This is a genomic window from Nonomuraea sp. LPB2021202275-12-8 (genome assembly GCF_037044575.1).
GTDB lineage: Bacteria > Actinomycetota > Actinomycetes > Streptosporangiales > Streptosporangiaceae > Nonomuraea.
The window spans coordinates 181180-205764 of the sequence record NZ_JBAHWD010000001.1; the positions used below are offsets into that span (position 1 = coordinate 181180).

Consider the following 24585-nt stretch of genomic DNA (forward strand, 5'->3'; position numbering starts at 1 on the left):
GCCCATCACCCATTCGTGAGCGGCGTCGATCCCCAGCAGGTCTTCCAGTGCCTCATCGCGGATTGCCGCGGTGAAGGTAACGCCGAGCCTGAGCGCGGCGGCCAGCAGGTACACGGTGTGGCTGAGGCGGCCGACGTCGAGGTGGAGCATGCGATACGTGCACGGGGTGGAGTATTTCCAGGTGCTGCTCCTCATCCCCGGGGCATGGCTCGCTTCGCTCCAGATCAGGCAGATCTGGGCAAATCCGACCTTCCTTATCGAAAAGAATCGCCTATCAGCCGGGCCGCATCCAGGGCAGCGTCCGGCCATTAGCCGGACATTTACTGATGACATCAGATATCTGCGTCACCAGCGGAGCAGCGGCAGCCACCGAGAGGAACGCCTCCTCCTGGGCCGGCCTTTTGAGGCACCTGGACATCGCCGATCCCCCGAGCGGGATCTCCGCTTGGCCCGTTGACGATCCGCCCGGTGTCGGGACCGTAGTCGCAGGAGAGGCCCCGAAGACGATCTCAGCGCCTGGTCTCCCGCCAGGGCGGCAATGTCAGTCTGGTCGCCAACCAGTCGTCGCCGAGGCTCACGCTGGAGGTCTGGACGAGTCCCGCGGTCGGTACAGCCTCGGCGACGTCGCTGGGCTCGACATGCCCGTCCCGGCCGGCCTCCGGGGTCAGAACCCAGATCGCGCCGTACTCCGCGAGGGTGCCCATCGCGTCCATGAGGGTGTCCACCAGGTCACCGTCGCCCGCACGCCAGCGCAGCAACACGACGTCGACGATCACATCGGCACTCTCGTCCAGCAGATCGCCGCCGATCCGTTCCTCGACGGCGGCCCGAACGCCGTCATCGACGTCCTTCCCCCGACCTTGCCGTTGGATGACCATTCCCGGCTCGATGCCGAGCTTGTCGGCGATGCCGGACTGGTGAGCATCCTCCACCGTTTCAGTGCCTCCTCCGATGCCTCGACGGGGTGCGTTCGACCGGCGCTCAACACCCGACGGAGCGTGATCCGGCACCCGAGCTCTCGCGCCGGGCCGCTCAGCAGGCGCCACCCCCGCCTCCTCCGCTGCTGCTCCCACCGCTGCCGCCGTAGTAGCCGCTCGAGTAGCCGCTGCCCGAGTAGCCGCCGTACGAGCTCCCGGAGGAGCGGGACCCGGCGCCCGAGGAGCGGGAAGGACGGCGACGCTTCATCAGATGGTCGACGAGACCCCACAGCATCAGGCCGAGAACGCCAACCATCATGATGATGATCAATACCCAGGCCAAGGTGTCGGACTGGGCGGTGCGCAGTCCGGCGAGGCGGGAGCCGCCGCTGCCGGACTCCACGTGGGCCCCGGCGGGATTCTTGTCGAGCAGGCCGCGCGGAAAGGCCAGCTCGACGGTGCGCGCCTGGCCTGGGGCGATGCGGCGTTCGGTCATGGTGGCCGTGCGCGTGGTCGCGTCGACGGTGAGCGCGGGCTCCTTGGCGCTTTCCAGGACGCCCGCGCCCGGGCCGCGGCCGAGCGGCAGCCGTACCTCGACCTGGAGCAGGTCGAGCGTCTGCGGCCAGTCTTCGCCCCACACCGGCAGGCTGAGGAACGCCTGGTCGCGGTAGGCGGTGACTGCTCCGCGCAGGGTGTAGCGGACGGTGAAGGTGCGGGTGGAGCCGGGGCCGGCGGAGAAGTACCAGGTCACGCGCTGCTGCTCGGCGTCGCAGCAGCGCGTGCCGTACGTGCCGGCCGGGCGGTCCCCGTCTACGGCGACGTCAGGGCCGCGGCGGTAGGCGGTGTCCCCCTCGCTGACCGAAATGTCCTCAGCCCGCATCCCCGAGGACAGCGGGATGTCGAGGTAGGCCCTGTGCCCCGGCTGCCGCCAGGTGAAGGTGTGCTTCTCGGTGACCTTGACCCGGCCGTCCGCGCCGACCTCCGCGAGCACGGCGGTCCCGGGAAGCGTGTAGATCGCATCGTCGGCGGTCGCCGCCTGCGCGGGCGCGCCGCAGGCAAGCGGCAGCGTACAAAGTGCACAGATCAACACCAATAAATGGCGCATGGTCCCCCTTGGCGCATCATCTACGTAAACTCGCCCCTGCTTCGAACGTACGTGACGGCGACGCGTCTGGGCCGGGCCTCATTGATGCGACTCACCTACGCGAGTGTCAATCCGTGGAGACGGTCCTCCGTAACAGCGGCCCTCAGCAGGGCCGATGAGGCTGACCTTTCTCGATCGTCTGACATTCGAATGTGACAGGCGGCCGCCCGTCGCTGTCGCTGTGCCTGGGCTTGACGTCGGAGAGGTTTGCGATCTTCAGCCGGGTCCCCGCCCGTCAACGCCGTGCCGGGGAAGACCCCAACGCCATTCCGATGCGCTAGTCGACGACGGATCCGGAAGTCAGGTTGGCGATTGCCCCCGTCATCGTCCGGGCGCGGTCCGAAGCGGCGAACGCCGCGTACTCGGCCACGTCGTCGGGGGTCGGCAGGTACCCGAGCAAAGTACCCTGAGCCGCGACGCCGGCCAGCCATGCCTCCGCCGTCGTGCCGGCGCGCTCCGCCATCCCTGCGAACGCTGCGGTGAGGTGCGATCCGCCCAGCGACTCCGGCATCGCGTGCGGCCGGATGCACACCACCCGCACTCCGTCGGGGCCGAGCTCACCTGCCATGATGCGGGAGAAGGCCTCGACTGCGGCCGATGCCACTCCGTTGCCCAGAAAACCGCGTCCCGTCAGCCGGGCACCGGGGGTGGACAACGTGAGGACAACGCCCGAGCGGTTGGCCGCCAGGTAAGGAGCGGCGGCCCGGGTGGTGATGAACAACGTGCGTAGGTGCCCGAGGACCGGGGCCATGAATTCGTCGGTCTTGAGTTCGGCGAGCGGCGGACCTTGCACATGGGGAATGCCGACCGCGTTCACGAGGATGTCGAGCCGCCCGGCCCGGCCGACGACCTCGTCCAGGTGGCGACTTACGTCGTGCTCATCCGCGGCGTCGGCCACCGTCGCGTCCGCCTGGCCGCCGTTTCTGGCAATGCTCTTCGCCACCTGGTCGATCCGGGCATGTGTACGCCCCGCGAGGAAGACCTGGGCGCCTTCCCGCGCGAACACGCGCGCGATCGCGCTGCCTATGACGCCTCCGCCGCCGTAGATGACGGCGACCTTCTTCTCCAGCATCGTCATGGTCCCTTTTCTGGTTGTGTCGTGGGTCGGTGTCGGCAGGCTTGCTGACACTCGATCGGGGGTCTTCCTGCTACGCGGTCGCGTATTCCGCGCCCGGCCTCGCCATGAACGTCTACCTGGCGAGATCCCTTCTGCGGCGCTGGACCTCCGTCGGCGATGACGGCGACTGCTCAACGGAGTCTCTGAATGCTCGCCACAAGTTCCGCGAGACCGGAAAGGACGAAGTCGCCATGGAGAAAGCATGTGACCTGGAAGTCATCAGGTCTAATGCCGAGAATCGGGCAATGCCATAGAGAAAGTGAATGTGTCTGAGGATCGTGTGTGCGTCACCGGGAGGCGATCGCCAGCCGGACAGCCACGCTGAGCAGGGCCAGGCCGGTGATCTGCTCGATCCGAGCCTGCACCTTCGGCCGGCGCAGCCATCTGCCCAGCCTGTCGACTGCGGCGATGTACAGGCCGAACCAGGCGAGGTAGAGCAGAGCGAAGATCGCCGAGAGCAGCAGGGCCTCGGCCTGCGGCGAGCCGGTGCCGACGGACAGGAACTGGGGCAGGAAGGTGACGAAGAACAGCGCCACCTTCGGGTTGAGCGCGTTGGACAGGAAACCCTGGCGCAGGTACGCCGACCGGCGCTGCGGCATCGCGACTGGCTGATCCGCCGGTGGCTGACGCCTGGACCGGGCCGCCGATCGCAGCATCTGCAGGGCGAGCCAGAGCAGGTAGACCGCGCCGACGATCTTGAGCACGGTGAACGCGGTGGTCGAGGCCAGCAGCAGCGCCGCCAGCCCCAGCGCGGCGGCGCCGGCATGCACGGTCAGGCCGAGAACACCGCCGACCATGGTCAGCAGGCCGCCATATCTGCCGCCGACCAGGGCGTTCCGAGTGATTAGGGCCTGGTCCGGCCCCGGCATCATGATCAGTACCAGTGCCGCTATCGCGAAGGCCATCATCGCCTTGTCCTCTCTGGTCGAGCGGGCGTCGTGGTCATGCCCTGAGCCTGACGGAGAACCATTCATAGGTCTAATGTCAAAATTTTCGCTCAATCATGGATAAACTCTATGAATGGTGAGCATCGCCCAGCTTCGCGTGCTTGATGCCGTCCGGCGACACGGGTCGATAACCGCGGCCGCCAGGGAACTGCACTACGCCCAGCCGTCCGTCAGCCATCACCTGTCCAGGCTCGAGGCTCAGACCGGCGCCAGGCTGATCCAGCGGGTCGGCCGGGGGATCCGGCTCACCGAGGCGGGTCGCCTGCTCGCAGACCGGGCGGCGGAGATCATCGGTAGGGTCGACTCGGCTACGGCGGAGCTTTCCACGCTCGTCGGCCTGAACGCCGGGCGGGTCAGGCTGGCCGGTTTCAGCTCCGTCATGAGCTCGCTGGTGCCGCAGGCCGCCGCTGTCCTCGCCCAGCAGCACCCCGGCCTCGCACTCGGCCTGGCCGACACCCATCCTGAGGACGCGCTGCAGCTTTTACGGGCAGGCCGCATCGACGTCGCCCTGATCTTCCGGTACGACGAGACGGCTCCCGAAGAGGACGGCGTCCGCCTGCTCCACCTACTCGACGACCCGCTCTTCCTGCTCACGACCGGCGGGGGCGTCACCCTCGCCGAGCACAAGGACACCCCATGGGTCGCCGGTTGCGAGAGATGCCGCAACCACCTCGTGGAGATGTGCCAGCAGGCGGGCTTCTCCCCCCAACTGGCCTACACCACCGACGACATGGTCGTCATGCAGAGTCTGGTGGCCGCCGGCATGGGGGTCACCACCATCCCGGGGCTGGCGCTGCTGGCCCACCGTCACCCGGCGATCACCGCCACCCCTCTCCCGGTCCCGCCCCGCCGCATCTACGCCGCCACCTACGGCGACCCGCCCGATCCTCCCGCGACCGCGGCGCTGGTCGCCGCCCTGTCCCAAGCCGCGGCGACGCAGACAGATAAGAGTGCCGTACGGAATGCCAAGCTCATATCGGCAAGGCCGGTCTCCAGCCCGAAAGTCCGGCATGAACTGCAATGAAGCCGCCGGAAAAGCGATGTGAAACCGGCCAGGTGTGCCGCGACGAGTGGCAAGCACGGTTCTGAGAAGGGAGGTGGCCGCCATCGGTACCCTCCGAACACTTTGAACCTATACCGCACCCCCGGGCTTGCGGCAAGACCCCGGTCGTGGCGCACAATCGTCGGCCGAGCGCAAGAATCGGCACACCAGGGGGGCATGCATGTTCGATGTGATCATCGCCGGCGGCGGGCCGACCGGCATGATGCTGGCGAGCGAATTGCGTCTGCAGGACGTCAACGTGCTCGTGCTGGAGAAGGAGCCCGAGCTGCCGCCGTTCGTGCGGTCGCTCGGGCTGCACGTGCGCAGTATCGAGGTGATGGATCAGCGGGGGCTGTTGGAGCGGTTCCTCGAGAACGGCAAGCAGTACCCGATCCGTCCCGGCGACGTCCGGGGATTCTTCGCGGGCATCGAAAAGCCCGCTCCCACCGGGCTGGACACCGCCCACGGATACGTGCTCGGCATTCCGCAGACGCTCACCGACCAGCTGCTCGCCGAGCACGCGGCCGAAGTCGGAGCCGAGATCCGGCGCGGCTGTGCGGTGGTCGGGCTGGAGCAGGACGACGACGGCGTGACCGTCCACCTTGGAAATGGAACTGCAACGCCGTTGCGGGCGCGGTTTGTCGTCGGCTGCGACGGCGGGCGCAGCACGGTTCGGAAACTGCTCGGAGTCGGATTCCCCGGCGAGCCGTCGAAAATCGACACGCTGCTGGGCGAGATGGAGGTGACGGCGTCCCCGGACGACATCACCGAAGTGATGACCGAGGTGCGCAAGACCGAGAAGCGGTTCGGGATCGGGCCGTCGGGCAAGACGGGGGTGTTCCGGGCGGTCGTGCCGGCGGAGGGCGTGGTCGAAGACCGTTCGGTGCCGCCGACGCTCGAGGAGTTCAAGCAACAACTGCGCAAGTACGCCGACACCGACTTCGGCGTGCACTCCCCCCGCTGGCTGTCGCGCTTCGGCGACGCCACCCGCCAGGCCGAGCGCTACCGGGTCGGACGGGTGTTTCTGGCCGGGGACGCCGCGCACGTCCACCCGCCGATGGGTGGGCAGGGGCTCAATCTCGGGATCCAGGACTCGTTCAACCTGGGTTGGAAGCTGGCGGCGGCCGTCAACGGCTGGGCGCCGGACGACCTGCTGGACAGCTACGAGTCCGAGCGGCATCCGGTGGCCGCCGACGTGCTGGACAACACCCGTGCACAGATGCAGCTGACGACCAACGAGCCCGGGCCGCAGGCGGTTCGGCGGTTGTTGGCGCAGCTGATGGACTTCAACGACGTCAACCGGTTCCTGATCGAGAAGATCACGGCGATCGGCATCCGGTACGACTTCGGTGAGGGCCATGCCCTGCTCGGGCGGCGGCTGCGCGACGTCCAGCTGAAGCAAGGGCGCCTGTTCGAGCTGATGCGCACCGGCAGCGGGCTGCTGCTCGACCAGACGGGGCGGCTTTCGGTGGACGGCTGGGCCGACCGGGTCGACCACGTCGCCGACATCAGCGAAGAGCTGGACGTGCCGGCGGTACTGCTTCGGCCGGACGGGCACGTCGCGTGGGTCGGCGAGGATCAGCAGACGCTCGGGGTCGCGCTGGCCAAGTGGTTCGGCGCCGCAGGAGCTTCTACGGCCGGGTGAGGGACGCTCCGGTGCGAACGGTGCGCCGCAGGTGCCTCGGCGAGCGCGTGGATCGGGTCGAGCAGGACACCGGTCACGACCTTGCCGGGGCCCTGCCTATGCCGCTGATCGAAGCATCGGCCGGGTAGCCGGGTCGTCGGCTGACGTCCACAAGGAGCCTGTCAGGGAGAAGGTACCGTCGCGCGGAACGTGGCGTCGCCACGGCCCTGCGCGTCGGTGATGGGGTCGAGGCGCAGCAGGTAGTTCCAGTGCCGGATGTACCGGTCGGGATAGTTGGAGGACTGGAACGACGTCCACGACGTGTCCGCCAGCCCGGGGACCTGGCGGAAGGTGGCGTCGGCGGCGCACGCCAGATCACGCTGAAGGGCGCCGGGCAGCACCTGGCGAACCGGATCTCAGTACTGGTTCATCTTGGCGTCCATGGCGAGCCCCGCGTCGATCACCTTCGCGGGAACCCCCTTGATGCCCATCTGGTCCTTGGCGATCCGTCCGAGCGTGGGCAGGCTCTTGCGGTCCGGCCAGGTCTCGGGCTTCCACAGGGACGAGCGCAGGAACGCCTTCGCGCAGTGCATGTACAGCTCTTCGACGTCGATGAGGACGCCCAGCCGCGGCCGCTTGCCCTTGACCACCAGGTCGTCGAAGAACGGCGCGTCCGACACGAGCGTCGCGCGGCCGTTCATCCGGAGGGTTTCGTTCATCCCCGGCACGATGAACAGCAGCCCGACGTGGGGGTTGCGCAGCATGTTGCGGAGACTGTCGAGCCGCTGGTTGCCGGGACGGTCGGCGAGCACCAGCCGGTGGTCGTCGAGGACCAGCACCGACCCGGCGGGGTCCCCTCGGGGCGAGACGTCACAGGTTCCGTCCGAGTTGGAGGTCGCCAGCAGCACGAACGGCGAGTGGGCGATGATCGTGCGCGCGTGCTCGTCGATCCGGGCGATGTCCTTGTCCCAGATGGTCTGCGGCGGCTCTTTCACGATCTCCCGGAGCTCGGCCTCGGTCGTTACCGTACGGATCTCAGAAGGGTTCACGATCCGAATATAAGGAGCCTTACCATCGTGGCAGTCCGAGATTTCCCGACATCCGGTCACAACCCCCGGAACGCGTAGGACAGGCAGCGCGTGGGCCGGGCGTCCTACCAGTCGCCCCGGTAGAGCTGGCCGCGTATCGCGCCGCCGGGGAACTGGGCGGTGTGCAGGTTCACGTACCAGTTCTTCGGGTTCTTCCAGATGCGGCGGCCCACCTCGGCAGGGGTGGTCACGCTGCCGGCGACGCCGTTGACGCCCTTCGGCAGGCCCTTTTCCGCGGCGAAGAAGGGCACGACCACGGGTCCGTTCCTGCCTTTCGGGGCGCGGTGGATGTGCGCGCCGACCGGGGCCCCGATCCGCTTCCACGCGGCGGCGAACCAGACGCGGCCGCCCTCCGGCTGCACCAGCACTCCGGCGCGCCCGTCCCGGTCGCCGACCTTCGTGCCGGGCGCCGCCACCTCCTGCCGCCCGTCGGCCCGCGTGGTGAGCGTGGTGCCGAACCCGTGCGCCAGCACCGACTCCAGCGCCACCGGGCGGACCCGGTACAGCTGAGCCCGTACGGCGCCGCCGCCGAACTCGGCGTTGTGCAGGTTGGCGTACCAGTTGCCGGGGTTGTTGACGATGCGGCCGAGCAGGTCGAGGTCCTTGACCACGACCGTGCCCTTGACCGCGTGGAGCGTGGGCGGCAGTGCCTGGCCGAAGAACGGGACCTTGACGTCGCCGTTCTCGCCCTGTCGGCCGCGGTGGATGTGGAACCCGCCGGGCGCCGCCAGTCTGTTCCACCGGACGGCGTAGTCGACCCGGCTGCCATGGATCCGGAACACCGCGATGGCGCTGCCGTCCCGGTCACCGACCTTCATCCCCTGGGCGGGCACCTCGTTCGCGCCGTTGAGCGCCGCGGCGAGATAGACGGGGGTGGTGGCCTGCGCGGAGATCGGGCTGAGTGAGGTGGCGATCAGTGCGGCGGCGACGGGCAGGCCGGGGACGATGAGGGTGCGCATGTTCATGATTACCCTTTCGGTGGTCTCACGGCCTGGTACGGCTGTCTCCTTCGCGGGGTTCACCTAGGGGAGTGAGGATAAATACGCATTCATGCGCTCAGGCCTCAGATGAGGCTCACAGTCTGGCTCAGCGGACGAGGCAGGGCCGCTTGGGGGCGAACACCCAGTCCTTGACCAGATACTGCATGGCGACGGAGTCGTCGCGGGCACCGAGACCGTGGCGGAGGTAGAGCTCGTGGGCCTCGGCGAGGGCCGCGCGGTCGAGCTCGACACCGAGCCCGGGCGTGACCGGCACGTCGATCCCGCCGTCGGTGATCTGGAACGGCGTGGTCGTGAGCGCCTGGCCGTCCTGCCAGATCCAGTGCGTGTCCAGCGCGGTGATCTCGCCCGGAGCGGCCGCTCCGACGTGCGTGAACATCGCGAGCGAGATGTCGAAGTGGTTGTTGGAGTGCGACCCCCACGTCAGGCCGAAGTCATGGCAGAGCTGGGCTACGCGGACGGATCCGGCCATGGTCCAGAAGTGCGGGTCGGCGAGCGGGATGTCGACGGCGCCGGCCCGGATGGCGTGCGCCATCTCGCGCCAGTCCGTGGCGATCATGTTGGTGGCGGTGGGCAGGCCGGTGGCCCGCCTGAACTCGGCCATCGTCTCCCGGCCGGAGAATCGGCCCTCGGCACCGCAGGGGTCCTCGGCGTAGGCCAGGACGCCGCCCAGCCCGCGGCACAACCGGACGGCGTCGGCGAGCAGCCAGCCGCCGTTGGGGTCCAGGGTGATGCGCGCGTCCGGGAACCTTCGGGCCAGCGCCTTGACCGCTTCGACCTCCTCCTCGCCGGCCAGCACCCCACCCTTGAGCTTGAAGTCGGTGAAGCCGTAGCGCTCCCTGGCCGCCTCGGCCAGCGCGACCACCGCGTCGGGCGTGAGGGCTTCCCTGCGGCGCAGCTGGGACCAGCGGTCGTCGCCGGCGTCGTCGACGAGGTAGGGCAGGTCGGTCCTGGCCGGGTCTCCGACGTAGAACAGGTAGCCCAGCATCGGCACCCGGTCACGCTGCCGGCCCTCGCCGAGCAGCTCGGCCACGGGCACGCCGAGGTGCTGTCCGTGCAGGTCGAGCAGGGTGGACTCCAGGCCGGTGACCGCGTGCACGGTGGTGCGCAGGTCGAAGGTCTGGGCACCGCGCCCGCCGGCGTCCCGGTCGGCGAAGCGGGCCGCCACCGACCGCAGCAGGCTGCGGAACCGGGCGACCGGCTTGCCTCGCAGCAGCGCGCCGGCCTCCTCGACGGTCCGGCGGATCGCCTCGCCGCCTGGCACCTCGCCGAGGCCGGTGCGTCCGTCGGAGTCGGTGGTGATGACGATGTTGCGGGTGAAGAACGGCCCATGCGCGCCGCTGAGGTTGAGCAGCATGCTGTCGTATCCGGCGACCGGGACGACCTCGACGTTTTCGATGGTCGGGGACATGGGCTCAGCTGATCTTGTTGATGAGGGTGGTCAGCTCGGCCAGCTCGCCGTCGGTCAGGTTCTGCAGCGGCGGCCGCACCGGTCCGGCCGGTCGTCCGACGGCCTTCAGGCCCGCCTTGACGATCGACACGGCGTATCCCTTCGTGCGGTCCCGGATGTCCAGGTACGGAATCACGAACTCCCTGAGTCGGCGGTAGACCGCCTCGCGGTTCTGGGCCCGGACGTCGGCGTAGAAGTCGAGCGCGAACTCCGGGACGAAGTTGAAGATCGCCGAGGAGTAGGTGCTCATGCCGAGCTGGAGCAGCGGCAGCGCGAAGGTCTCGGCGGTGGGCAGGCCGCCGATGTAGGCCAGGCGGTCACCGACGGCGGCGTAGATGCGCGTGAGGCTCTCGATGTCGCCGACGCCGTCCTTGAACCCGACGAAGGTCTCGTTCCGGTCGGCCAGGGCCTCCACGGAGCGGTCGGTCAGGATCGCGTTGGCGCGGCTGTAGACGATGACGCCCAGGTCGGTGGCCTGGCAGACCGCGCTGATGTGGTCGACCAGGCCCTCCTGGCCTGCCTCGGTCAGGTAGGGGGGCATGAGCAGCAGGCCGTCGGCGCCGGCGGCCTCGGCGGCCTTGGCCTGCTCGACGGCGTTCGCGGTGCCGCCCGTGGCGGGTGCCACGACCGGCAGCCTGCCGTTCACCTCGTCGACCGCCGCCCGCAGCACCCGGTCGATCTCCTCGCCGGTCAGCGAGAAGCCCTCACCGGTGCCTCCCGCGGCGAACAGCCCGGCCACCGGGTATTCGCTCAGCCAGGACAGGTGGTCGCGATAGCCCGCCTCGTCGAACTGCAGGTCCTCGGTGAAATGGGTGACGGGGAAAGACAGCAGGCCGCTCTTGAGCTGCGAGGCGAGTTCCTGTGGCGAGAAGTCGGGCATGCCGGTCCTTTGCTTCACACGCGGCCGTGGGATGGTCCCTCGCCGCCGGTAACGTCTGTCGCTCGCCAGCCTAGGAAGAAGGGGTGATTCCTGTCCAAGTGCGATTCTGCATCCGGTGATACCCGGAGAGCATCACAGGCCGGAGGCGGCCATCAGGCGCCGATGCCGGGAAGCAGGTCGAGCACGCGCCAGAGGGCGGGATTGGTCGAGTCGCGGTCCCAGATGACGTGCAGTTCGACCGGCTCCCCCGCGACGCCGTCACGGTCCAGCGGGTCGCCGCCGCCGCGTGTCAGGCGGCAGAAGACGACGCCCTCGATGCCGAGCGACCGGGCGCTGGCGGGCACCAGCGCCACTCCCCGCCGGGCCGCCACGAGGAGCACGGCGGTGAGGATCTGGTGCACCTGCTGCTCGATCCTGGCGTGTGCGTTGGCGAGGAATCGGACGGTGAGCTCGTGGAAGTAGCGCGACTGGACCGGGTTGTAGCTGATGACCGGCAGGTTGTTGAAGTCGTCCGGCGTGAGTGGCCGGTCGAGGCCGGCCAGGGGATGGCCGACGGGGACCACGGCGTACAGCGGCTCGCGGAAGGCGAGCCGGGAGCCGAGCGTGACGATGTCGAAGGGCGGGCGTGCCAGGCCCAGGTCGAGCTCGCCGCGGAGGATGCCGTCGACCTGCCCGGCGGTCACCCGCTCGTGGAGGATGACGTCGATCTCCGGCACCTCATCGGTCAGCCGGCGCAGGAGGACGCCGAGCATGCTGATGGCCGATACGGCGGTGAAGCCGAGGCGCACCGTGCCCGTGGCGCCGCCCGCGATCCGGCGCGCCCTGTCACCCGCGGTGTCGACGAGCGTGAGCATGCGCCGGGCGTCTTCCAGGAAGCCACGTCCGGCGTCGGTCAGGACGACGCGGCGGTTGTCGCGTTCGAGCAGGGTCACGCCGATCGTGCGCTCCAGCTTCTGGATGTGACGGCTCAGCGGCGGCTGCGTCATGCGCAGCCGATCAGCGGCACGTCCGAAATGCAGTTCCTCGGCGACCGCCACGAATGCCCGGACCTGATCCAGTGTTAGCATGATGCCCAAAGAGTATCACTTAATACCGAATTGAGCTTGGACAGGCATCGATCTGGTACTTAGTCTCCGGAGACCACGAGCGAAACTTTGCGGCAACCATCACGCAACACCAGCCGCCACTTCATAGCAGACCACGCGCGGCACAGCGCCCGCATGAAGGAGAAGTCCATGCCGACATCTCGGACAGCCCCCCGCCGCATCCTCGCGGGCGTCCTCGGCGCCGCCGCCGCGATCGCGCTGACGGCGTGCGGTGGTGTCAAGACGACCTCTTCCGGCGGCGGCGACGGGAAATACCCGACCGGCAACATCGAGTTCAGCGTCGGCGCCTCCGCGGGCGGCTCGACCGACCTCATCACCCGCTCGCTGGCCCAGGGCATGGCCAAGGAGCTCGGCGTCTCCGCGCCGGTCCTCAACAAGCCCGGCGCCAACGGCGCGCTCAACGCCAAGGAGCTCCAGAGCGCGCCCGCCGACGGTTACAAGGTCGCCGTGCAGAACGCCTCGCTCTTCACGATCACGCCGCTCACGGTGTCCCCCGCAGAGGCTACGAAGATCGACTCGTTCGACGTCATCACCGGCGTCTCGCGCGACGACTACGTCATGGCGACCAACCCCGCGTCCGGGTTCACCTCCATCAAGGACATGGAGAAGGCGGGCAAGACGATCCGCTACGGCACGACCGGTGTCGGCACGGGCGCCCAGCTGGCCTCCGCGCTGACGTTCAAGACGGCCGGGATCGAGGCGACGGCGGTGCCCTTCGACGGTGGCGCCCCCAACCTGACCGCCCTGCTCGGCAACCAGGTCGACGTCTCGACCATGCAGATCGGCGAGGCGATCGAGAACATCAAGGCGGGTAAGCTCGTCCCGCTCGCGGTCTTCTCCGAAAAGCGCATCCCCTTCCTGCCCGACGTGAAGACGGCCAAGGAGCAGGGGTTCGACGTCCTGGTGACGCAGTACCGGTTCCTGACCGCGCCCAAGGGCACGCCGGAAGACGTCAAGGCGCGACTGCTGGAAGCCGCCAAGAAGACGTTCGCCACCCCGGAGTACAAGAAGTTCAACGAGAACAACTCGCTCACGCCGATGGAGGTCTCCCCCCAGGAGGTGCTCAGCGCTCTGCAGAGCGACACCACCACGTACAAAGAGCAGCTGGCCGAGTTCGGGATCAGCCTGGCCGGATAGCGGCGGCGGAGGCCCCCGCCTCCGCCCCGTCCGCCCCACCAAGGAGTGAGCATGTCCATGTCCGACCCTGCCAGGTCGCCTGATCCGCTCGGAGACGTCATCGACGCCGACCGGCTCCAGGCGGAGCTGGAAGAGGGGCGGCCGCCGCACGCGGGCCCCATCTCCCAGATCACGGCGGCCCTGGTGGCTCTCGCCGTCGGCGTCTTCGGGGCGATCGGATCCTACGCGCTCGGGCTCGGACGTCTCACTCAGCCGGGGCCCGGCCTGTGGCCGTTCGCCATCAGCGTGGTCATCATCGTGCTGTCGGCGGTGCTCGTCGTCACCGGCCGCGGCCTGGAGGACGCCGAGCGGTTCTCGAAGGCGAGCCTGCTCACCACGGTCGGCGTGGTGACACTCGTCCTGCTCGCCGCGCTGCTCCCGGTGATCGGCTTCGAGATCCCCTCACTGCTCCTCGTGTTCGTCTGGCTGCGCTGGCTGGGCAAGGAATCGTGGCGCTCCTCCATCGTGATCAGCGTCGCCACAGTGGCAGCGTTCTACGTGCTCTTCGTCGTGCTGCTCCAGATTCCGCTCCCGCGCCTCATCTGAGAAAGCCACATGGACATCTCTCCGATCCTCAACGGCTTCAGCGTCGTGCTTGAGCCGGCCAACCTGCTCTACTGCCTGGCCGGCGTCATCATCGGCATGCTCATCGGCGTGCTCCCCGGGCTCGGCCCCGGTGCGACGATCGCCATCCTGCTGCCGATCACGTACGGCATCGGGCCGGTCCCGGCGATCATCATGCTGGCGGGCATCTTCTACGGCGCCCAGTACGGCGGGACCATCACCTCGGTCCTGCTCCGCCTCCCAGGCGAGGCGTCCTCGGTGGTGACCGTCTTCGACGGCTTCGCGCTGGCCAAACAGGGCAGGGCGGGCACCGCCCTCGGCATCGCGGCCATCGGCTCCTTCATCGGCGGCACCGTTTCGATCATCGGCCTGACGCTTCTGGCTCCGGTCGTCGCCGGCTTCGCCCTCGACTTCGGGCCGCCGGAGTACGCCGCGCTGGGCATCCTCGGCGTCCTGCTGATCTCCTCGGTGGGCAACGGCAACAAGCTCAAGGCGATCATCGCCGCCTGCGTCGGGCTGCTCATCGCGACCGTGGGCCGCGACACCTTCACCGGCGCCGAGCGGTTCACCTTCGACAGCCTGAACCTCGCCGAGGGCATCGACTTCATCCCCATCGCCATGGGCCTGTTCGGTCTCAGCGAGATCCTCTACAACCTGGAGGAACGGCACAACCAGGTGCACGCGCCCGCCAAGGTCGGCAATGTGTGGCCCTCCCGCAAGGACCTCGGCCAGGCCAAGGGCGCGATCGGGCGCGGCTCGGTCATCGGCTTCGTCCTGGGCGTCCTGCCGGGCGGCGGCGCGACGCTTTCCTCCCTTGCGGCGTACGCGCTGGAGAAGCGGCGCGCCAAGCAGCCGGAACGCTTCGGAAGAGGCGCCATCGAGGGCGTGGCCGCGCCGGAGACCGCCAACAACGCCGCCGCCACGTCGTCGTTCATCCCGCTGCTGACGCTCGGCATCCCGGCGAACGCGACGATGGCGCTCATGTTCGGCGCGCTGCTCATCCAGGGCATCCAGCCGGGGCCGCAGCTCGTCACCGAGCACCCCGACGTCTTCTGGGGCGTCATCAACTCGATGTACATCGGCAACATCCTGCTGCTCATCATGAGCATCCCGATGGTCGGCGTCTTCGTGCGGATCCTGCGCGTCCGCCCCGCGATCCTGGCCCCGATCACGGTGCTCATCACCCTGCTCGGCGCGTACACCGTGAACAACCAGGTCTACGACATCTTCCTGGTCATCGTCTTCGGCGTGCTCGGCTACCTCATGAAGAAGCTCGGCTTCGAGCCGGGGCCGCTGGTCCTCGCGTTCGTCCTCGGCCCGATGATCGAGAACTCCGCGCGCCAGGCGCTGCTCATCTTCGGCGGCGACCCGACCGGCTTCATCACCCGCCCGATCTCGGGAACGGTGTTCGCCCTGATCGTGCTCGTCGCCGCGCTGCCACTGATCCGCAAGGCCGTGCGCCGCAAGACCTCCGCCGATCGCGCGGAAGAGCCAGTTGAGGAGAAGACGCCATGACGATCCTCGTCGGTTACCTGCCCACGCCCGAGGGCGAGGCCGCTGTCGACGCGGGACTGCGCGAAGGCGCGCTGCGCCGGGAGCGCGTGATCATCGTGAACTCCCCGCGCCGCGGCGCCGTCGTCGACGAGCACAAGATCGACGACGCGGCGAGCGCCGCGCTGCTCGAACGCGCACGCGCCGCGGGCGTGGACGCCGAGGTGCGCCAGCCGCTGCACGACGACGACCTGTTCCAGACCTTCGAGGACCTCGTCGAGGAGACCGGCGCCGGCCTCATCGTCATCGGGCTGCGGCACCGCTCGCTGGTGGGCAAGTTCATCCTCGGCAGCGAGGCCCAGCGGATCCTCATGGAGGCCCGCGTTCCCGTCCTCAGCGTCAAGGCGGCCAGGTGAGCGACCGCGGCGCCGGCCGGATCAGCCGGGTCACGGTCACCCCCGTCGCCTTCCGCGACCCACCCCTGCTCAACGTCGTCGGCGTGCACCAGCCCTTCGTGCTGCGCGCGATCGTCCAGGTGCACACCGACTCCGGGCTGGCGGGGCTGGGAGAGACGTACGCCGACCAGGCGCACCTCGACCGCCTCGCGGCCGTCGCCGCCGCCCTGCCCGGCCTGGACGTGTTCGACCTCAACGGGCTGCGCCGCGTCGTCGAGGAGACGCTCGGCGCCTCCAGCGGCGGCGCGGGCGCGAGCTTCGGCGGCATGCTCGACCTCTCCAGCGCCGTCGACACCGTGGCCTCGCCCTTCGAAGTGGCGCTGCTGGACCTGCAGGGCAAGGCGCTCGGCCGGCCGGTGAGCGACCTGCTCGGCGGCGCGGTACGCGACCGCGTGCCCTATTCGGCCTACCTGTTCTACAAGTGGGCCGGCCACCCCGGCCACGAGGACGACTCCTGGGGCGAGGGCGTCACGCCCGAGCAGATGGTCGCCCAGGCCCGCCGGATGGTCGCCGACTTCGGCTTCACCGCCATCAAGCTCAAGGGCGGCGTCTTCGATCCCGCCCACGAGATCGAGACGATCGAGGCGCTGGCCGCGGCCTTCCCCGATCGCGCCCTGCGCATCGACCCCAACTGCGCCTGGACGGTCGACACCTCGATCAAGGTCGCGCACCGGCTGGCCGGCGCTCTGGAGTACCTGGAGGATCCGACTCCCGGCATCGACGGCATGGCCGAGGTCGCCCGGCACACCGAGCTGCCCCTGGCCACGAACATGTGCGTCATCTGCTTCGACCACCTCCCGCCCGCCGTCGCCGCCGACGCCGTGCAGGTCGTCCTGTCCGACCACCACCTGTGGGGCGGCCTGCGGCGCTCGGCGCTGCTGGGCGGCGTCTGCGAGACGTTCGGCATGGGCTTGTCGATGCACTCCAACTCCCACCTCGGCGTGAGCCTCGCGGCGATGACCCACCTGGCGGCCGCGACCCCGAACCTCACCTACGCCTGCGACACGCACTATCCGTGGAAGAGCGAGGAGGTCGTCAAGCCGGGGGCGCTGGAGTTCCGCGACGGGAGCGTGGCCGTCCCGACCGGTCCCGGACTCGGGGTCGAGCTCGACGAGGACGCCCTGGCCGCCCTGCACGAGCAGTACGTCACGTGCGGGCAGCGCGGCCGCGAGGACACGGCGTACATGCGGACCGTGGTGCCGGACTTCACCCCCAACACGGCGCGCTGGTAGCGCCGCTAGGGGGCCTGCTGCAGGCGGGCGCGCGAGTTGGACAGATGCACCCGCATCGCGGCGCGCGCCGCCGCGGCGTCCTGGTCGGCGATGGCGCGGTAGACGTTCTCGTGCTCCAGCGTCACCCGGGTGAGGTGGGTGGCGTTCGAGACCGTGTACGCGGGCTCCAGCCGCGTGCGCGGCAGCATGATCACCATCGGGCCGAACGACGCCAGCAGTTCGGAGTAGAAGCGGTTGCCCGAGGCGAGCGCGATCTTGAGGTGGAACTGGAAGTCGGCCTCGACGGCGTCGCCGGGATGCTCACTGGAGCGCCCCAGGTCGACCAGGGCGCGCTCGATGGCCCTGAGCTGCAGGTCGGTCCGGCGCTCGGCGGCCAGGCCCGCCGACTCCGACTCGACGCCGATCCGGAAGTCGATCATGTCGAGGACGTCGCGGTGCGTGCGGATCCCCGAGGCCTCCACGGAGAAGGCCGTGGACGCCGGCAGGGCCAGCACGAACGAGCCCCGGCCCTGGAAGGTCTCGACGAGGCCGGCCGCCTGGAGCCGCGAGATGGCCTCGCGGACCACCGTGCGGCTCACGCCGAACTCCTCGACGAGCGAGGACTCCGTCGGCAGCTTCTGGCCAGGCGTGATCTCGCCGGCCAGGATGCGCGCCTTCAGCCGCTCGACGAGCTCATGCGCGAGCCCGCGCCCGGTGTCGCGATCGAGCCTCTGGTCTGACGGCACGGGGGACAATCTACCTGGCCGCGGCCCGGAACTCGACGTCGTCGAGCCGCCAGACCCTGGCCTGCCCGGCCAGGCTGAGGCCGAGCCCCGGACGGTCGGGCACGCGCATGCGCCCGCCCTCGATCGTGAGCCGCTCGTCGAACAACGGCGAGAGCCACTCGATGTGCTCGACCCAGGACTCACGCGGGAAAGCCGCCGCCAGGTGGAGGTGGATCTCCATCACGAAGTGCGGCGCCACCTGCAGGTTCGCGTGGTCGGCCAGCGCCGCGACCTTGAGATAGGGCGTGATGCCGCCCACGCGGGGCACGTCGGGCTGGATGAAGCCGGCGGCACGTCGTCGCCGAGATGCTCACGGACGGCGGCCAGACGCCTCAGGTCCTCCTTCAGGTCGGGCTGACCGACCTTGATCTTGATGCCGCCGATGCCGTCCTGGAGGGAGCGCCAGGCCTTCTCCTTGACCTCGTCGATCGGGGCCTGGAGGTAGCCGCCGGAGGTGTTGTACGTCCTGACCGAGTCGCGGTAGGCGCCCAGGAGCTTGGCGAGGGGCAGCCCGGCGCGCCTGGCCCTGACGTCCCAGAGCGCGGTGTCCACCGAGGCGATCGCCTGGGTCGCCACGCCGGACCTGCCTACCGACGCGCCCGCCCAGAGCAGCCTGTCGTAGATCCTCCCGATGTCGGAGGGGTCCTCGCCCAGCAGGAGCCGGGCGATCTCCTTGACGTGGGTCACGCCTTGCCGAATTCGACGCTGTCCACGGTCCACGCGCGGCACTGCTCGCTGAGGGTGAAGCCGAGACCGGGGCGGTCGGGGACGAGCATGCGGCCGTCGCGGGTCTCGAGCCGCTCGTCGAACAGGGGGTTGAGCCATTCGAAGTGCTCGACCCACGGCTCGCGCGGATAGGCGGCGGCCAGGTGGAGGTGGATCTCCATGGCGAAGTGCGGGGCCAGTTGGAGGCCCGCGTGGTCGGCGAGGGTGGCCAGGCGGAGGAAGGGGGTGATGCCACCGACACGCGGGGCGTCCGGCTGGATGACGTCGGCGGCGCGGGCCTCGATGAGGCGGACGTGCTCGGCCACGCTGGTGAGCATCTCGCCGGTGGCGATGGGGGTGTCGAGCGCGGCGGCGAGCTGCGCGTGGCCCTCGGCGTCGTAGGCGTCCAGCGGCTCCTCGATCCAGACCAGGCCGTACTCCTCCACGGCGCGCCCGAACCGCAGCGCCGTCGCCCGATCCCACTGCTGGTTGGCGTCCACCATGAGCGGCACGTCGTCGCCGAGATGCTCACGGACGGCGGCCAGACGCCTCAGGTCCTCCTTCAGGTCGGGCTGACCGACCTTGATCTTGATGCCGCCGATGCCGTCCTGGAGCGACCGGGTCGCACGCGCCTTCACTTCCTCGATCGGCGCGTGCAGGAAGCCGCCGGAGGTGTTGTACGTCCTGACCGAGTCGCGGTAGGCGCCCAGGAGCTTGGCGAGGGGCAGCCCGGCGCGCCTGGCCTTGAGGTCCCAGAGGGCGACGTCGACCGCGGCCAGGGCCTGGGTGGCCACGCCCGAGCGGCCCACCGACGCGCCCGCCCAGAGCAGCGAGTCGTAGACCTTGCCGATGTCGGAGGGGTCCTGGCCGAGCAGGTTCGCGCCGACCTCCTTCGCGTGGGCGTACTGGGCGGGGCCGCCCGCCCTCTTGGAGTAGCTGAAGCCGGTCCCGCGGTGGCCCTCCTCCGTCGCGATCTCGGCGAACAGGAAGGCGATCTCGGTCATGGGCTTCTGCCGCCCGGTGAGGACCTTGGCGTCGCTGACGGGGACGTCCAGCGGAAGCGTGACGGAGGAGAGCGAGACGTGGCGGATGCTGTCGGCGGGCATGGCGGTCCAAAGGGTCGGCGAACCAGATCTTCAGTCATCATACAAGTGCGGGATTCATACGACAAGTTGGCGGCGTGTTGACGGGAGGGCCGTGAGGGCCGACGCTGTCGGCAGACCAGAGCAATGTTCTCCTCGGTCGGAGGAGTGGGTATGAAGCTGCGACGGCTCATCGCCTCGTTGTCGGCGGTGTCGGCGGTCCTGACGGCGTGCGTGCTGATGACGCCTACCGCATGGGCACGGACAGGCGACCACCGGCCGGTGGTCTTCGTCCATGGGTTCAGCGGCTCCGGCAGCCAGTTCGAGACACAGGCGCGGCGGCTGACGAGCAACGGGTACCGGATGGGCCTGATCGAGGCCCACGAGTACGACTCGCTGTTCCAGACCAACACGCGGGAGCAGGTCTACACCGGGCTGGACGAGCGGATCAGCCGGCTGCTGGCGCGGTCGGGCGCGGACAGGATCGACCTGCTGGCCCACTCGCTGGGGACCGGCCTGATGCAGGAGTACCTCCGGAGCTCTCCGGACCGGGCGGCGAGGGTCGCGCACTACGTCAACCTGGACGGGGCCAGTTCGGCGGATCCGCCAGGTGCTGTTCCCACGCTCGCGGTGTGGGGCGAGGGCTCGGCCGCACGGCAGGTGGGCGGAGCCGAGAACGTACGGTTCCCCGACCAGTCCCACACGCAGGTCGTCACGTCGGCTGAGACCTTCGCGGAGTTCTTCGAGTTCTTCACCGGACGGCCACCGCGCACGACGGCCGTCGTCGAGGAACGCGGGCACGTGTCGCTGTCAGGGCGCGCGCTGTTGTTCCCGAGCAACGTGGGAGCCGACGGGACCCGGGTCGAGATCTTCAGGCTGGACCCGCGCACCGGAACGCGGAAGACCAAGAAGCCCGCGGCGGTCTTCCGGATCGGTCCCGACGGGTCGTGGGGGCCGTTCAGGGCGCAGGGCCGCGCGCACTACGAGTTCGCCGTCGTCTGGAGCCCCACGTCCGTGCACCACCTGTACTTCCAGCCGTTCCGGCGCTCCGACGCGCTGGTGCGGCTGCTGACGAGCCGGCCCGGCGAGGGCGTCGGAGCCCTGATGGAAACCAGTCCCCGCCATGCCAACCTGGTCATCAACCGGCAGAAGGAGTGGTGGGGCGACCAGGGCGCGGCAGGCGACTCCCTGCGCGTCAACGGGCTCGAACTGCTGAACCCGGCGAACACGCCGCGGACCAAGCGGGCGATCGGGATCTTCGCCTACGACGCCGGCGTGGACGGCGTCACCGACCTCACCGCGCCGATCCCGCAGTTCTTCAGCCAGCCGTTCCTGACCGGGATGGACGCCTTCCTCCCCGCGAGCCGGCGGCCGATCGCCGTGGTGTCCGCACCGCGCGGCGGGAACGGCGAGCGTGACGTGCTGATGGTGCCCGCACTGCCGTCGAGCGAGCACCGGATGTCACTCACGTTCGATGACTACATCGGCTGAAGCCTTCATCCGCGACGGCCGGTTCGGCGACCATGATGGCCCTGACCCTGGACGGCGGCAGCTGCGAGGGGCTCGCCCGGCGGTTCCTCTGCTCGGTCGCCTTCAGCGGCGCGACCGCGCCGGTCGCCATCCGCTGGTTCGTCAACGGCGGCCAGGTGCCGGCGTTCAACGACCGCACTTTCGTGGGGATCGGCTGCCAGCCCACCTTCACGTCTGACATCCGAGCGGTGATTTCCGACGCCACCGGGGCGGCCGTCGAGTTCCGCACCTCCCCGGTCTGCCGGTCCGGCAACCCGTGACACGTCGATCGCCTGGCGCCCTGCTCGACACCGACACCGGGTCACTCCCGCGCCTGCCGCAGGGGTGACGGGCGAGCGCCGATCGGGCGCCCGGCAGCCGGGTCCTCCAGGTCGATCACGAGGTCGCTGATCGCCTGGATGACCCGGCCGCCGGCGGCTGGAGAGCGTGGAGTCGCCCCGGCCCCTCTTCCCGCGCCGTCCTCTACAGCCTGTAGAGTACGCGCGGTATTCGGGTGAAAGGGTGAAGCATGCTGCGCTGGTTCCGGGTCGTGGCAGTGGCCGAGGCGTGTTCGTGGGCGGGGCTGCTGGTCGGGATGTTCTTCAAGTACGTGACCGCGACCGGCGAGCTCGGAGTGAAGGTGTTCGGCCCGGTCCACGGGGCGATGTTCGTGCTGTACGCGGCCGGGGTGGTGCTCTCGGCGCGGGAGGCGGGCTGGAGCCGCGGCGCGGTGGTGCTGGGCCTGGCGTGCGCGGTGCCGCCGTTCACCTCGCTGTGGTTCGAACGGCGGATGGCCGCGCGCACGGCGGCCAGGCAGCCCGCCTGACCCCGCCGGCCGGCTCGGGACATCGCTCCCCCGCTGGTCATCCAGGTCGCCCATGGCCAGGTTGACGGTGGTGCCCGTCATCCCGCTCGCCTTATCGGAAGCCATGAACACCGCGACGTCGGCCACCTCGGCGAGCGTCATGACCCGTCGCGGGTGGGTCGTGCTCGCGAGCTGCGTCTGGAACTCTTCCCAGGTCATCCCCGACCCCTTGAGCTCGTAGACCTCCTTCATCGAGGCCGTCTCCGGGATGCCGTGCGTTCGCAGACCGACCGCGACATGTTTCGGCTTGTTCTTGAAACTTTCACTGCCCACTCCCGCGCGGTCGGCCGGCGCATTGCAAGTGGCCAGGGTCAACGCCATCGCAGGGGCTCCTGACCGAGGAGAGGTGCACAGCCTGACGAGGATCGTTGACAGCCTGACGCTGCCGGTCCGATACTTTCGACAAGGCGCCGATAGTTTCGTTCAGACAGACCTCAACCTTGTCGAACCGGGGTCACCCCGCCGCGACACGGTCCTCGTCGACCGCATGACGCCTGGTCCCCGCCGGCCTTCACGGGAAGGAAGCACGGACATGAACGACGCCCCCGCCCACCCGGAGAGCCGCGGACGCGGCCGCATCAGGACGCTCATCGGCCGTGCCTGCGTCGTAACGCTGGTCGCGGCCACCACGATGATGCCCGGCACCGCCCACGCGGCCCCCATCACCTCCAACCAGACCGGCACCAACAACGGCTATTTCTATTCGTTCTGGACCGACAGTCCCGGGTCGGTCTCCATGGAGCTGGGATCCGGCGGCAATTACAGCACCTCATGGCGCAACACCGGGAATTTCGTCGCCGGCAAGGGCTGGAACCCCGGCGGGCGCAGGACCGTGAATTACTCCGGCAGCTTCAATCCGTCCGGCAACTCGTATCTGACCCTCTATGGGTGGACGAGAAACCCGCTGGTGGAGTACTACATCGTCGACAACTGGGGAACCTACCGGCCCACGGGAACGTACAAGGGCACGGTCACCAGCGATGGCGGTACGTACGACATCTACCAGACGACGCGATACAACGCCCCCTCCATCGAAGGCACCAGAACGTTCAATCAGTATTGGAGCGTCCGGCAGTCGAAGAAAACCGGCGGCACCATAACCTCCGGCAACCACTTCGACGCATGGGCCCGCAATGGAATGAGTCTGGGCAGTCATGACTACATGATTCTCGCCACAGAGGGATATCAAAGCAGTGGGAGCTCTAACATCACGGTGGGCGGCTCCCCCGGCGGCGGCGACCCCGGCGGCGGCAACCCCGGCGGCTGCACCGCGTCGCTGTCCGCGGGTCAGCAGTGGAGCGACCGGTACAACCTCAACGTCTCGGTCAGCGGCTCGAGCAACTGGACCGTGACGATGAACGTGCCGTCACCGGCGAGGATCATGTCCACCTGGAACATCAGCGCCGGCTACCCCAGTGCCCAGGTGCTGACCGCCAGGCCCAACGGCAACGGCGACAACTGGGGTGTGACGATCCAGCACAACGGCAACCGGACCTGGCCGACGGTCTCCTGCAGCGCGAGCTGACCTGCGGCCTGTGGCGTGGCGGCCCACGACCGCCACGCCACACTGCTGCCGGCCCGCCGGCCCGGACTCGTCAGAAGGGGTAGCGCGGGGGTTCGCCGCGCATGGTGATCCAGCGGGTCTCGGTGAACGCCTCGATGTTCGCCGTGGCGCCGCCGAAGCGGGAGCCGGTGCCGGAGGCGCGCACACCGCCGAAGGGGGCGTTGGCCTCGTCGTTCACGGTCTGGTCGTTGATGTGGACGATGCCGGTGGGGATCTGCTCGGCGACGGCCAGGCCGTGCATGACGTCGCGGATGACGATGCCGAGGGACAGGCCGTACTCGCTGGCGGCGGCCAGCTTGACGGCCTCCTCGGCCGAGGAGACGCGGGTGACGGGGGCGACGAGGGCCGTCCGGAGCAGTGGGGAACCGTGCCGTTCTCCCGCATCCCCGGTTTCCCCGGCCGAGTCACCGACTGGACCCGCCAAGGCGTCATCACCCTGGCCGAACGCAACGGCCGATGCGTCGGGATGCTGGCCGCGGCGCCCATGACTCCCCCTCGGATCCCCGCGGCCACCGTGCCCGACGGATCACTGTTCATCCACACCGTGATGACCGATCGCGGTCCCGGCGGCCACGGTGTCGGCACGGCCCTGCTGGAGGAGGCCGAGCGCCTCGCCAGAGCGCACCATGCCCCAGCACTGGCGCTGGACCACTGGGCAGGCAGCCCCGAGCTGGGGCGCATCTACGACGAGCACGGCTACGCCAAGGTCGCCGAATACACCGACGAGCACGACGAGCCGGTCCGCAACACCGTCCGCGTCCGCCACCTGAGCGCCACCGGCTGAACGCGCGCCTCCAGACAAGAGCTTGAAAAGTAGACAGCCTACACATCTATATGTAGGCAGCCTACAGCTCCGACCTCGAGG

Annotated in this window: 26 protein-coding genes and 2 pseudogenes; 12 read left to right on the top strand and 16 right to left on the bottom strand. The window is 69.2% G+C overall.

Annotation, left to right across the window (positions count from 1 at the left end; genetic code table 11):
- Positions 1-12: 12 nt before the first annotated feature.
- The 5 genes and pseudogenes from V5E28_RS49415 to V5E28_RS00890 form a co-directional block, all read right to left on the bottom strand.
- Positions 13-333 (bottom strand): annotated as a pseudogene (locus V5E28_RS49415) (nitroreductase family protein); the annotation flags it as partial.
- A 176-nt stretch (positions 334-509) separates the two neighbouring features.
- Complete coding sequence (locus V5E28_RS00875; protein WP_336203964.1) at positions 510-932, bottom strand: DUF3052 domain-containing protein; 423 nt, start codon at positions 930-932, stop codon at positions 510-512.
- Between the two features lie 100 nt (positions 933-1032).
- Positions 1033-2007 carry a DUF2207 domain-containing protein gene (locus V5E28_RS00880; RefSeq protein ID WP_336203965.1) on the bottom strand — a complete coding sequence of 325 codons (975 nt, stop codon included), beginning with the start codon at positions 2005-2007 and terminating at the stop codon, positions 1033-1035.
- A gap of 331 nt (positions 2008-2338) precedes the next feature.
- Positions 2339-3139 carry an SDR family NAD(P)-dependent oxidoreductase gene (locus V5E28_RS00885; RefSeq protein WP_336203966.1) on the bottom strand — a complete coding sequence of 267 codons (801 nt, stop codon included), beginning with the start codon at positions 3137-3139 and terminating at the stop codon, positions 2339-2341.
- Positions 3140-3465: 326 nt separating this feature from the next.
- The gene (locus V5E28_RS00890; protein ID WP_336203967.1) at positions 3466-4086 is read right to left on the bottom strand and encodes a LysE family translocator; all 621 of its coding nucleotides are present in this window, start codon (positions 4084-4086) and stop codon (positions 3466-3468) included.
- Between the two features lie 112 nt (positions 4087-4198).
- Between V5E28_RS00890 and V5E28_RS00895 the strand changes: the two genes are divergently transcribed.
- The gene (locus V5E28_RS00895; protein ID WP_336203969.1) at positions 4199-5149 is read left to right on the top strand and encodes a LysR family transcriptional regulator; all 951 of its coding nucleotides are present in this window, start codon (positions 4199-4201) and stop codon (positions 5147-5149) included.
- Positions 5150-5348: 199 nt separating this feature from the next.
- The gene (rox, locus tag V5E28_RS00900) at positions 5349-6812 is read left to right on the top strand and encodes a rifampin monooxygenase (RefSeq protein ID WP_336203970.1); all 1464 of its coding nucleotides are present in this window, start codon (positions 5349-5351) and stop codon (positions 6810-6812) included.
- A 161-nt stretch (positions 6813-6973) separates the two neighbouring features.
- Here rox and V5E28_RS00905 read toward each other — a convergent pair whose 3' ends face one another.
- From V5E28_RS00905 to V5E28_RS00930, 6 genes are all read right to left on the bottom strand, one after another.
- Positions 6974-7192, bottom strand: coding sequence for an AbfB domain-containing protein (locus V5E28_RS00905; RefSeq protein ID WP_336203971.1), 219 nt, complete (start codon positions 7190-7192; stop codon positions 6974-6976).
- Between the two features lie 15 nt (positions 7193-7207).
- Positions 7208-7840, bottom strand: coding sequence for a pyridoxamine 5'-phosphate oxidase family protein (locus tag V5E28_RS00910; RefSeq protein WP_336203972.1), 633 nt, complete (start codon positions 7838-7840; stop codon positions 7208-7210).
- A 104-nt stretch (positions 7841-7944) separates the two neighbouring features.
- A complete protein-coding gene (locus tag V5E28_RS00915; RefSeq protein WP_336203974.1) occupies positions 7945-8844 on the bottom strand; it encodes a CHRD domain-containing protein in 900 nt (299 codons plus the stop codon).
- A gap of 121 nt (positions 8845-8965) precedes the next feature.
- Positions 8966-10288 (bottom strand): enolase C-terminal domain-like protein, encoded by a 1323-nt coding sequence (locus V5E28_RS00920; RefSeq protein WP_336203975.1) that lies wholly within the window; start codon positions 10286-10288, stop codon positions 8966-8968.
- Positions 10289-10292: 4 nt separating this feature from the next.
- A complete protein-coding gene (kdgD, locus tag V5E28_RS00925; protein WP_336203977.1) occupies positions 10293-11207 on the bottom strand; it encodes a 5-dehydro-4-deoxyglucarate dehydratase in 915 nt (304 codons plus the stop codon).
- Between the two features lie 152 nt (positions 11208-11359).
- Positions 11360-12274 (bottom strand): LysR family transcriptional regulator, encoded by a 915-nt coding sequence (locus tag V5E28_RS00930; protein WP_336203979.1) that lies wholly within the window; start codon positions 12272-12274, stop codon positions 11360-11362.
- A 168-nt stretch (positions 12275-12442) separates the two neighbouring features.
- Between V5E28_RS00930 and V5E28_RS00935 the strand changes: the two genes are divergently transcribed.
- The 5 genes from V5E28_RS00935 to V5E28_RS00955 are packed head-to-tail and all read left to right on the top strand — an operon-like array spanning position 12443 to position 17231.
- Entirely contained in the window at positions 12443-13450 is a 1008-nt protein-coding gene (locus tag V5E28_RS00935) for a tripartite tricarboxylate transporter substrate binding protein (protein WP_336203981.1), read from the top strand.
- Between the two features lie 51 nt (positions 13451-13501).
- A complete protein-coding gene (locus tag V5E28_RS00940) occupies positions 13502-14035 on the top strand; it encodes a tripartite tricarboxylate transporter TctB family protein (RefSeq protein ID WP_336203983.1) in 534 nt (177 codons plus the stop codon).
- A 9-nt stretch (positions 14036-14044) separates the two neighbouring features.
- Positions 14045-15568, top strand: a complete 1524-nt coding sequence (locus V5E28_RS00945; RefSeq protein WP_336203985.1) for a tripartite tricarboxylate transporter permease — start codon at positions 14045-14047, stop codon at positions 15566-15568.
- Positions 15565-15960: a universal stress protein gene (locus tag V5E28_RS00950; RefSeq protein ID WP_336203986.1), complete on the top strand. Its 396-nt coding sequence runs from the start codon at positions 15565-15567 to the stop codon at positions 15958-15960. Before V5E28_RS00945 ends, V5E28_RS00950 begins: the two co-directional genes overlap by 4 nt.
- Positions 15957-17231 (top strand): glucarate dehydratase family protein, encoded by a 1275-nt coding sequence (locus V5E28_RS00955; RefSeq protein WP_336203988.1) that lies wholly within the window; start codon positions 15957-15959, stop codon positions 17229-17231. Before V5E28_RS00950 ends, V5E28_RS00955 begins: the two co-directional genes overlap by 4 nt.
- A 5-nt stretch (positions 17232-17236) precedes the next feature.
- On the opposite strand, the gene V5E28_RS00960 is transcribed toward V5E28_RS00955, so the two are convergent.
- The 4 genes from V5E28_RS00960 to V5E28_RS00975 are packed head-to-tail and all read right to left on the bottom strand — an operon-like array spanning position 17237 to position 19806.
- Positions 17237-17956, bottom strand: coding sequence for a FadR/GntR family transcriptional regulator (locus tag V5E28_RS00960; RefSeq protein WP_336203989.1), 720 nt, complete (start codon positions 17954-17956; stop codon positions 17237-17239).
- Positions 17957-17966: 10 nt separating this feature from the next.
- A complete protein-coding gene (locus V5E28_RS00965) occupies positions 17967-18263 on the bottom strand; it encodes an enolase C-terminal domain-like protein (protein ID WP_336203990.1) in 297 nt (98 codons plus the stop codon).
- Positions 18176-18682 carry a hypothetical protein gene (locus tag V5E28_RS00970; RefSeq protein ID WP_336203991.1) on the bottom strand — a complete coding sequence of 169 codons (507 nt, stop codon included), beginning with the start codon at positions 18680-18682 and terminating at the stop codon, positions 18176-18178. Before V5E28_RS00970 ends, V5E28_RS00965 begins: the two co-directional genes overlap by 88 nt.
- Positions 18679-19806, bottom strand: a complete 1128-nt coding sequence (locus tag V5E28_RS00975; RefSeq protein ID WP_336203993.1) for an L-talarate/galactarate dehydratase — start codon at positions 19804-19806, stop codon at positions 18679-18681. Before V5E28_RS00975 ends, V5E28_RS00970 begins: the two co-directional genes overlap by 4 nt.
- Before the next feature lie 150 nt (positions 19807-19956).
- Here V5E28_RS00975 and V5E28_RS00980 point away from each other — a divergent pair, with 150 nt between their 5' ends.
- The 4 genes from V5E28_RS00980 to V5E28_RS00995 all read left to right on the top strand — a co-directional run bounded on the left by V5E28_RS00980 (position 19957) and on the right by V5E28_RS00995 (position 23681).
- Positions 19957-21273: an alpha/beta fold hydrolase gene (locus V5E28_RS00980; protein WP_336203995.1), complete on the top strand. Its 1317-nt coding sequence runs from the start codon at positions 19957-19959 to the stop codon at positions 21271-21273.
- A gap of 32 nt (positions 21274-21305) precedes the next feature.
- A complete protein-coding gene (locus tag V5E28_RS00985; protein WP_336203997.1) occupies positions 21306-21572 on the top strand; it encodes a hypothetical protein in 267 nt (88 codons plus the stop codon).
- Between the two features lie 248 nt (positions 21573-21820).
- Positions 21821-22117 carry a DUF3817 domain-containing protein gene (locus V5E28_RS00990; protein WP_336203998.1) on the top strand — a complete coding sequence of 99 codons (297 nt, stop codon included), beginning with the start codon at positions 21821-21823 and terminating at the stop codon, positions 22115-22117.
- A 571-nt stretch (positions 22118-22688) separates the two neighbouring features.
- Positions 22689-23681, top strand: a complete 993-nt coding sequence (locus tag V5E28_RS00995; protein WP_336204000.1) for a glycoside hydrolase family 11 protein — start codon at positions 22689-22691, stop codon at positions 23679-23681.
- Between the two features lie 70 nt (positions 23682-23751).
- On the opposite strand, the pseudogene V5E28_RS01000 reads toward V5E28_RS00995, so the two are convergent.
- Positions 23752-24060 (bottom strand): annotated as a pseudogene (locus tag V5E28_RS01000) (aldehyde dehydrogenase family protein); the annotation flags it as partial.
- A 27-nt stretch (positions 24061-24087) separates the two neighbouring features.
- Between V5E28_RS01000 and V5E28_RS01005 the strand changes: the two are divergent.
- Positions 24088-24504, top strand: a complete 417-nt coding sequence (locus V5E28_RS01005) for a GNAT family N-acetyltransferase (protein ID WP_336204002.1) — start codon at positions 24088-24090, stop codon at positions 24502-24504.
- Positions 24505-24585: the final 81 nt, after the last annotated feature.

What these genes read in the sequence shown, in the direction of transcription:
- V5E28_RS00885 (WP_336203966.1), bottom strand. Translation starts at nt 3,139, where the DNA reads ATGACGATGCTGGAGAAGAAGGTCGCCGTCATCTACGGCGGCGGAGGC.
- V5E28_RS00890 (WP_336203967.1), bottom strand. Translation starts at nt 4,086, where the DNA reads ATGATGGCCTTCGCGATAGCGGCACTGGTACTGATCATGATGCCGGGG.
- V5E28_RS00895 (WP_336203969.1), top strand. Translation starts at nt 4,199, where the DNA reads ATGGTGAGCATCGCCCAGCTTCGCGTGCTTGATGCCGTCCGGCGACAC.
- rox (WP_336203970.1), top strand. Translation starts at nt 5,349, where the DNA reads ATGTTCGATGTGATCATCGCCGGCGGCGGGCCGACCGGCATGATGCTG.
- V5E28_RS00915 (WP_336203974.1), bottom strand. Translation starts at nt 8,844, where the DNA reads ATGAACATGCGCACCCTCATCGTCCCCGGCCTGCCCGTCGCCGCCGCA.
- V5E28_RS00920 (WP_336203975.1), bottom strand. Translation starts at nt 10,288, where the DNA reads ATGTCCCCGACCATCGAAAACGTCGAGGTCGTCCCGGTCGCCGGATAC.
- kdgD (WP_336203977.1), bottom strand. Translation starts at nt 11,207, where the DNA reads ATGCCCGACTTCTCGCCACAGGAACTCGCCTCGCAGCTCAAGAGCGGC.
- V5E28_RS00930 (WP_336203979.1), bottom strand. Translation starts at nt 12,274, where the DNA reads ATGCTAACACTGGATCAGGTCCGGGCATTCGTGGCGGTCGCCGAGGAA.
- V5E28_RS00935 (WP_336203981.1), top strand. Translation starts at nt 12,443, where the DNA reads ATGCCGACATCTCGGACAGCCCCCCGCCGCATCCTCGCGGGCGTCCTC.
- V5E28_RS00940 (WP_336203983.1), top strand. Translation starts at nt 13,502, where the DNA reads ATGTCCATGTCCGACCCTGCCAGGTCGCCTGATCCGCTCGGAGACGTC.
- V5E28_RS00945 (WP_336203985.1), top strand. Translation starts at nt 14,045, where the DNA reads ATGGACATCTCTCCGATCCTCAACGGCTTCAGCGTCGTGCTTGAGCCG.
- V5E28_RS00950 (WP_336203986.1), top strand. Translation starts at nt 15,565, where the DNA reads ATGACGATCCTCGTCGGTTACCTGCCCACGCCCGAGGGCGAGGCCGCT.
- V5E28_RS00975 (WP_336203993.1), bottom strand. Translation starts at nt 19,806, where the DNA reads ATGCCCGCCGACAGCATCCGCCACGTCTCGCTCTCCTCCGTCACGCTT.
- V5E28_RS00980 (WP_336203995.1), top strand. Translation starts at nt 19,957, where the DNA reads ATGAAGCTGCGACGGCTCATCGCCTCGTTGTCGGCGGTGTCGGCGGTC.
- V5E28_RS00985 (WP_336203997.1), top strand. Translation starts at nt 21,306, where the DNA reads ATGATGGCCCTGACCCTGGACGGCGGCAGCTGCGAGGGGCTCGCCCGG.
- V5E28_RS00990 (WP_336203998.1), top strand. Translation starts at nt 21,821, where the DNA reads ATGCTGCGCTGGTTCCGGGTCGTGGCAGTGGCCGAGGCGTGTTCGTGG.
- V5E28_RS00995 (WP_336204000.1), top strand. Translation starts at nt 22,689, where the DNA reads ATGAACGACGCCCCCGCCCACCCGGAGAGCCGCGGACGCGGCCGCATC.